Source organism: Bradyrhizobium sp. AUGA SZCCT0283, from assembly GCF_018130385.1.
Lineage (GTDB): Bacteria > Pseudomonadota > Alphaproteobacteria > Rhizobiales > Xanthobacteraceae > Bradyrhizobium.
Genome location: NZ_JAFCLU010000079.1, coordinates 1 through 6,570, shown reverse-complemented (window position 1 = coordinate 6,570; position 6,570 = coordinate 1). Strand labels below are relative to the sequence as shown.

The following is a 6,570-nucleotide window of genomic DNA, read 5'->3' as shown; positions in this document are numbered from 1 at the left end:
AGGCGTATGCTCAGTCATACGCCTATGTCTTCACCACCACATCATTTCAGGCAAGGCGGCCTTCGCCGGAGGAATACCAAAAAAATTGCTCGATGGCATTCAGTCTCACCGCGCAGAGGAGCATATGCTGCAGCGATCGCCGACAAGCCGCGGCGCCACGCCAGTCGCCCTATCGACTGGAAGGTTGTGTCGAAGCGATGCGGCACATGGTGAACGAGAACGAGGTCGCGGTGACTGGTCTCTTTGCCATCAATCCAGCGAAAGAAAACCGATATCGGTAAGGACTGGTGTGCCTTCGCGCATCTCGACGAAGCCCAAATCCATCAGCGCCTCTAGTACCCACTTTTCTTGGAACGTGAGTCGTGATTCAAGGTCGGGATGATACCCGAAACAAGAGAAGTCCACCTTTCGAGGAAAGATCGCAAGGTGCTTGAGGCGTGCTGTCGCTCACCGGTGACGTTGCAGCGCGATTTGAAGCGGGCACGGATAGTTCTGTTGGCGGCGGATGGGCGCAGCACCCGGTCGATTGCCAAGGAAGTTGGGGTCCAGCCGCGGATTGTCAGCCTTTGGCGGCATCGCTATGCCGACCATGGCCTTGAAGGGCTGCAAGACAAGCCGCGGCCTGGCAAGCAGCCGATCTATACGAAGACGACCGACAAGCGGATTCTGAAGCTGCTGGATAAGCCGCCACCGCAAGGGTTTGCGCGATGGACCGGCCCTCTGCTGGCCGAGGCGCTGGGCGATGTTGATGTCCAATATGTCTGGCGGTTCCTGCGCAGCCACAAGATTGACCTGGTGGCTCGCAAGTCCTGGTGCGAGAGCAATGACCCGAACTTTACGGCCAAAGCCGCCGATGTTGTCGGCCTCTATGTCGCGCCGCCGGCGAAGGCCATTGTGCTGTGTGTAGACGAGAAGCCCTCGATCCAGGCTTTGGAGCGAGCGCAGGGTTATCTGAAGTTGCCCAATGGCCGCGCCTTGACCGGCCAAAGCCACGATTACAAGCGGCATGGCACCACAACATTGTTTGCGGCGCTCGAAGTCGCCACCGGAAAGATCATCGCGACCCATTCAAAACGGCGGCGCCGCGTCGAGTTTCTCGATTTCATGAACAGCGTCACCGCGGCTTTTCCGAACCGCAAGCTTCACGTCATCCTCGACAACCTCAACACCCATAGAAAGAACGAGGACTGGCTCAAGGCCCACCCCAACGTGCAATTTCATTTCACGCCGACAAGTGCGTCATGGCTCAATCAGGTCGAAGTATGGTTTTCCATCTTGCAGGGGCAGTCGCTCAGCGGCACCTCCTTCACGAGCCTCAAGCAGCTTCAGGAACACATCGATGCCTACGTCAACGCATACAACGACAGAGCCGAGCCCTTCGTCTGGACCAAGAAAAAGGTCCGTCAACGCCGTTTCAAAGGCCGCCGTATCACTCAGCTCTGATTCCGGGTACTAGGTCATTCGGGCTGACAGGCGATAACTTCGTGCGCTTAGCTTTAATATCGCGCATCGCCCAGCGCAGGCGGATCGCGGTGTCACGGTTCATTCCCGCGAGCAGGGACTTTGCTTGCTCCACCAGTCGCAATGCATTTCCCGCCTCGGCTGGACTGTCAACTGCCGGGGCCCGAATAGCAGGCTCCTCATCTTTCGGCTGGTCGGAGAAAGTTGGGGGCGGTTCTGTACTGGTCGAAATTAGGGGAGGCTCGCGAAATATCTCCGCAAGAAAACTGTCAAGCGCTTGAAGTTTATCCGTGCTCATTTTTAGCATTCAACCACCGGTTCGACCGGCGGCGCTCAGAGTCGTGACGTGGTGCAAGTCACAGTCTTCAACACGCGGATTGAGCTATATTTGACGCGCACCTTAATGCCTAAAAGTTTCCGAATCTAGCAGCCACTTTTTGATAGAACGCTCGGGAGCTGCTCTGGTTGGAGGGACGGCGGAATAGCGTTCGGACTCATGCCCTTCTTCATTGCCATTTCCCGACAGTCTTCGTTGACGGTGGCGTGGGAAGCGCCTGCTACGCTTATGGCTGCTCTTTTCTGTCCTCTATTGATGTGGCACCTGCGAGCGCTCGGCGTTAACGGGTTCGTTATGCTAGGAGGATGTATCGCATTTGTGGTCGCAGCGTTCCTCATCGCAAAAGGGATTGAGAAACGGCACCGCAAGAGGGATCTTGACGGTCAGCCTTAAGAGATAAGCCGCGGCAGCTTTGCAGAGGCCTGCCGATTCAACTTAAGGCCGGCGGAAAACCATTCGGGCCAACGTCTAATCAATCCTAGGGATAGTTCCGGTAACGTCGTCTTGCAACGATTGATGTAAGCAGCCGCCGCAGATCACAACCTTTTGTGCCATCGTTTGTCATGGTCAGCCTCGATCTCACCACGCCCGGCGGCCGCGCAAGGACGTAGAGAGGCGAACACCTTCTCGCGGTTGCGATTTGCGTCGTCGTCATTCGTTCGACCCCGGAGGCGTTTCACCTTTGCGCGGGGCGGGCTTGATCGCCGGATCTCTCTCAGGCTGCCCTATCGCGTCACTCAACACGATCGGCTCGGTGATGATTGCTTCAATGTAGTCTCCGTGAAACGTGGAAGAAGATCGATTGCCATCAAACCGGATGCTGACGCTATTGGCGTATATGCTGCCTCCGACGATAGCTCCCAACCTGTTGGCAAGTCGCGGGCAGCGTGACGACCCAAGTTCGCTTATTCGAACGCGATCGTCGACTGAAAAATCCAATTTCATGAGCAGACCGCATCAAAATGGAATCAAAGCAATAGCCGATTTGTAGCACGCCTTCGACGCATGAAAGCTGGGTGATAGTCAAAGCTCTCGCCAATCCTTGGCGAGCTGCCAGTTGTAAACAATTAAACGGCTTAATCGGCGCAAATGGCCAAGACGTGATGCCGCCACTCCACGATTCATTCCCTGGTTATGGCTAATAAGCTATCGTCTGTTGTCGATTTCCAATAGACTGAGGCGTATCATCGTTAAATTGCACTACAAATTCATTACTAGTTTAGAAATTGTGACCTGCGACGTGCTCGAGACGCGTCTGGCTTCGCTTGAGGGCGGGGCTGAGGCGCCTGCTAGATCAACAGCAAAATTCGTAGAGCGAAATAGATCCACATCGCGAGCAAGACCATCGCGCCGGCTCTCCACGCGAGCGTGCGTTGCTTGCTGTCGATTGTGCTCACCAGTCCCGCACTGGCAAAGCTCGTCACCACAAAAACCCACGACAGCAGCACAATAATAAGGTCAGCATGCCGAAGCGGCAAGGTGAGCGCGATCAAGATATAGAACAGAAATTGGAGATCGAGTGAACCGACGGGGCCGGATCCCGCTTCGACAGTAGCGCGAGTACGCGCGGACCACAGCAGAACGACTAGGCTAAGAATAACCAAAATAAACACTGGCAATAGAACAATCTGGGCCGACATATTGGAGCCTCGTCACTGGGGTTTGTGCTTCAAAGATGTTCTAACCTTAACGGCTTTGATGACTGAGGGTTCCCCGAGCGGAACCATTTAAACGATTGGCTTCCAAGACTAGGATTGAACGGAGCGGCTCGGCCGGTCGCTTGCTAACAGCGGATAACGCTTGCCAAGAAGAATTATTCCTAACGTTGCGGGCCCATGAAGCGATGGGCGTGCTCGGCGCAGAGAGCGTGGTGATGCAAAATTCGCAATTCACTGACGACCAGAAACAGTCAAATTGAGATACTTGATACCGTCTTCGATATGCCTTGAGACGCAGTTCCAGAAGAAGATCGGATATTAGTCGATCAGATCAGCCGGCGATTCATAGCCCAGCTGACGGTTCATTCCGATTTCGTGGTAGAGCGCATTGGCTTTGCGGGATATGCCAGCTATTACGATAGCATTCCGCCCTCAAATTTCTGAACGAATTTATCCGACGCGGGGGATTTCAGGCTCTGGACGTCGAAGTGTGGGACGCACCGATTGCCCAGCGGGGCGCTCGGGCCTGGAAGCGAAGCCGGATGCCATTGGAGCCGGACTTGAGGTCATGACGTTTGTCCTTCAAGGCGGGCTCGAGGCCGGTTCGCGGCGACCAGCGCTCGATCGCCACATCCATCGCTGACACACCCCTCAGCCCAACTTGGGCCGCTGTTAATTTTTGGTTCGATCAGAGTTTTGTTACCCGGCGTCCTCCCGCCGTCCAAGCTGGACGGAAAAGGAGCTAGTGTCCTGAATCAGAAGTTCGGCGGACTCCAAATCGACTCGATGATAGCGGACTCTCCAGATTTTGGGGGATTGGCGATGGGTCGACGCTTTGCTCCGCTGGAGCTGGATGAGGTAGAACGCGCCGAGTTGACGTCGCTGGCGTCGTGCCGGAGCAGGCTACAGTGCCGCCCCGGTGTTGGACCTTCGTCTCGGATTGCTCCTTGTCCACCTTGCTGTCAGGTAGTTGGCGGCTTGGCGTCCGCTTCGCTGCCAACTGTTCCCAGAGCAGACAGTGCCGCGACTGTCAGTCGGATCGGATCGCGCTCGCCGTCTCCGGCCACTTTCAAAATCGCCGCCGCAATCAAGCGAAGCTGTTGGTCCGACGCCGGTTGTGGCAGCGAAGCCTCGGCATCCTCCAGCGCTTTCGACATTAGCTCGATCGTGCGCGGACCAAACGAGGGACCGCCAAATTTTTCATAGTCGACCTCCTCGATAAAGCGGCGGGCCCTTCCGCTTTGTGCGGGTTCCGCGACCTCAAGACCTGGCGCGGCATGTTGCAATTCCTGCTTCGGATCGGACGCAAGGCCTCCGCCTGAGTGCATGAGCCTTTCAGGCACAAACAGTTCGAGGGCAAATTTCAAAGTATCTCGAAATCTCATCTTGCTTCGGTCCGGTCGTCACCTCGGCATATGCTTGCAATCCTACACCCTGGCACGGTCCCCGCTCTAGAAAATCCGAATCATCTGGGAATCCAGCCTTTCGTTTTTTCGGAAAAAAGCAATGTTGTTGATTGGGCAGCGGTTCGGTAGGCTGCACAACAGTGTTTTTGCACGGTGGTACAGCGATCTGCCAGTCCAGTGAACAGCTTAGCAAAACCCGGTACGCCAAGGAGATTCGATATGGCGCGAACTTTTAAGGTTCGTTCTGCAGAGCGCGATTCCCAAACCGACAGCGAACGGCTCGGCCTAATTTCGGCCGCCGTTGAGGCCGCCGTCGCATCCATCCGGAAGGAGAGGGACGCCCTGCGTGCGCGAGTCGATGCGGCGCGCGATCAGGCCGCCTTCGCCACGGGCACGGATTACGATGAATATCTGACACGGGACCCCAAGGACGCATCCAGGATCAAGGAATACGAACAGCAAATGGCCACCGGCGAAAAACGAACCCAGGAGCTCGAGCGTCAGCTTGATGGCCTGGGCGCCATTCAGGAAATCTTCAGCCGGTACTTCGCAGGCAAGGTGCAGTAGGGCCGCAGGCCGCAGAAATCCGATAATCCGCATTTAATGGCATTTACGGGATTATACGCGCTGTGAGCGTCGAATATTGAGCCGGGATCGCAAATGCAAATACCGGTTGGGCGCAATGCAACGGAGCGGGCGGAGGTGCCCGCCAAACACCGGCTTTTTCCGGTCACCGCGAGGTGGGAACCTCACCATCTGTGGCTGTCTGCACGGCATGCAGCCGCCCCGAGTCCGAGGTTGATTGCGATTCGATAAGTATTTGAACCACTTAGGTTTGATGCTCAGCAAATCTGACGGCAAAATCCACGATTTTGTTGGAAATGCGCAATGCCGGACTTATAGTTTATCCCGAGTCGTGATGGTCGTGGATGGGATGAACAAGAAGCCAAGTTTCGATGGAATGTCGGTGGACGAGCTGTGGCAGCTCCATGAGGAGCTCAGTCAGGTGTTGTCGGTCCGATTGACGTCTGAAAAGCGCGAGCTTGAGAAGCGGCTGGCACAACTTCGGCGCGAGAAGCAGGTGCGTCAACCGGAATCGGCGGAGCCGCGGAGTGCGCCTCGCGAGCGCCGGAACTACCCGCGTGTATTCCCGAAATATCGCAATCCCGCGCAGCCTTCCGAAACCTGGTCGGGTCGCGGAAAGCAGCCTCGCTGGCTCACGGCCGCTCTAAAGACCGGCCACAAGATCGAGGAGTTCGTGATTGGCAAGCGGGAAGCCAGCGAAAGTCCTCGCCACCGCCGTACATAAGCGCTCGGTCTGCGAAACCAGCATTTTTTTCGCGGAATTTAAATCGGCTGGTTAATCTCAGGACGGCTTGTCCTTGGCGAACAATAACCGCTGGGCAGTCCTCACCAATATGATACCGACCGCGCCGCCCGCCATTTTTTCGAGCACATCGATCAACGTGCCGTGCCGGTCCGGCGTCATGGTCTGCAAGATCTCCAGCAGCGCCGCAGCGCCGAACACGATGCCGCAAACAAGCATCAAACGCCGAGGATAGGCGAAGCCGAAGAGGGCGCCGAGGATCGCAAACGCGATCACGTGCTCAAAATGCGCGTAGGTTTGCATCGTATTCCTCCGTTGAGGGCCGCCTTGTTTGATGGACGCGAGCGCTGCAGGTCCTAGGGGTAATCCTAGGAGAAGCGC

8 protein-coding genes and 1 pseudogene are annotated in these 6,570 nt (G+C 56.2%); 4 read left to right on the top strand and 5 right to left on the bottom strand.

Going from position 1 to position 6,570, the window contains the following annotated elements:
- A partial coding sequence (locus tag JQ624_RS37885) for a hypothetical protein (RefSeq protein WP_212423956.1) occupies positions 1-281 on the top strand: 281 nt, incomplete at its 5' end.
- A 97-nt stretch (positions 282-378) separates the two neighbouring features.
- Positions 379-1,443: an IS630-like element ISRj1 family transposase gene (locus JQ624_RS37880; protein ID WP_212423955.1), complete on the top strand. Its 1,065-nt coding sequence runs from the start codon at positions 379-381 to the stop codon at positions 1,441-1,443.
- Here the strand turns inward: JQ624_RS37880 and JQ624_RS37875 are convergent.
- The 4 genes and pseudogenes from JQ624_RS37875 to JQ624_RS37865 all read right to left on the bottom strand — a co-directional run bounded on the left by JQ624_RS37875 (position 1,430) and on the right by JQ624_RS37865 (position 4,823).
- The gene (locus tag JQ624_RS37875) at positions 1,430-1,759 is read right to left on the bottom strand and encodes a hypothetical protein (RefSeq protein WP_212423954.1); all 330 of its coding nucleotides are present in this window, start codon (positions 1,757-1,759) and stop codon (positions 1,430-1,432) included. The two genes, JQ624_RS37880 and JQ624_RS37875, sit on opposite strands and share 14 nt — an antisense overlap.
- 1,328 nt (positions 1,760-3,087) lie before the next feature.
- Positions 3,088-3,438 carry a hypothetical protein gene (locus JQ624_RS37870; protein ID WP_212423953.1) on the bottom strand — a complete coding sequence of 117 codons (351 nt, stop codon included), beginning with the start codon at positions 3,436-3,438 and terminating at the stop codon, positions 3,088-3,090.
- A 252-nt stretch (positions 3,439-3,690) separates the two neighbouring features.
- Positions 3,691-3,855 (bottom strand): annotated as a pseudogene (locus JQ624_RS39160) (metal-dependent phosphohydrolase); the annotation flags it as partial.
- Between the two features lie 563 nt (positions 3,856-4,418).
- Positions 4,419-4,823, bottom strand: coding sequence for a hypothetical protein (locus JQ624_RS37865; RefSeq protein ID WP_212423952.1), 405 nt, complete (start codon positions 4,821-4,823; stop codon positions 4,419-4,421).
- 216 nt (positions 4,824-5,039) lie between these two features.
- Between JQ624_RS37865 and JQ624_RS37860 the strand changes: the two genes are divergently transcribed.
- Positions 5,040-5,429: a hypothetical protein gene (locus JQ624_RS37860; RefSeq protein ID WP_312014569.1), complete on the top strand. Its 390-nt coding sequence runs from the start codon at positions 5,040-5,042 to the stop codon at positions 5,427-5,429.
- Between the two features lie 367 nt (positions 5,430-5,796).
- A complete protein-coding gene (locus JQ624_RS37855; protein ID WP_212423957.1) occupies positions 5,797-6,171 on the top strand; it encodes an H-NS family nucleoid-associated regulatory protein in 375 nt (124 codons plus the stop codon).
- Positions 6,172-6,228: 57 nt separating this feature from the next.
- On the opposite strand, the gene JQ624_RS37850 is transcribed toward JQ624_RS37855, so the two are convergent.
- A partial coding sequence (locus JQ624_RS37850; protein WP_212423951.1) for a VanZ family protein occupies positions 6,229-6,570 on the bottom strand: 342 nt, incomplete at its 5' end.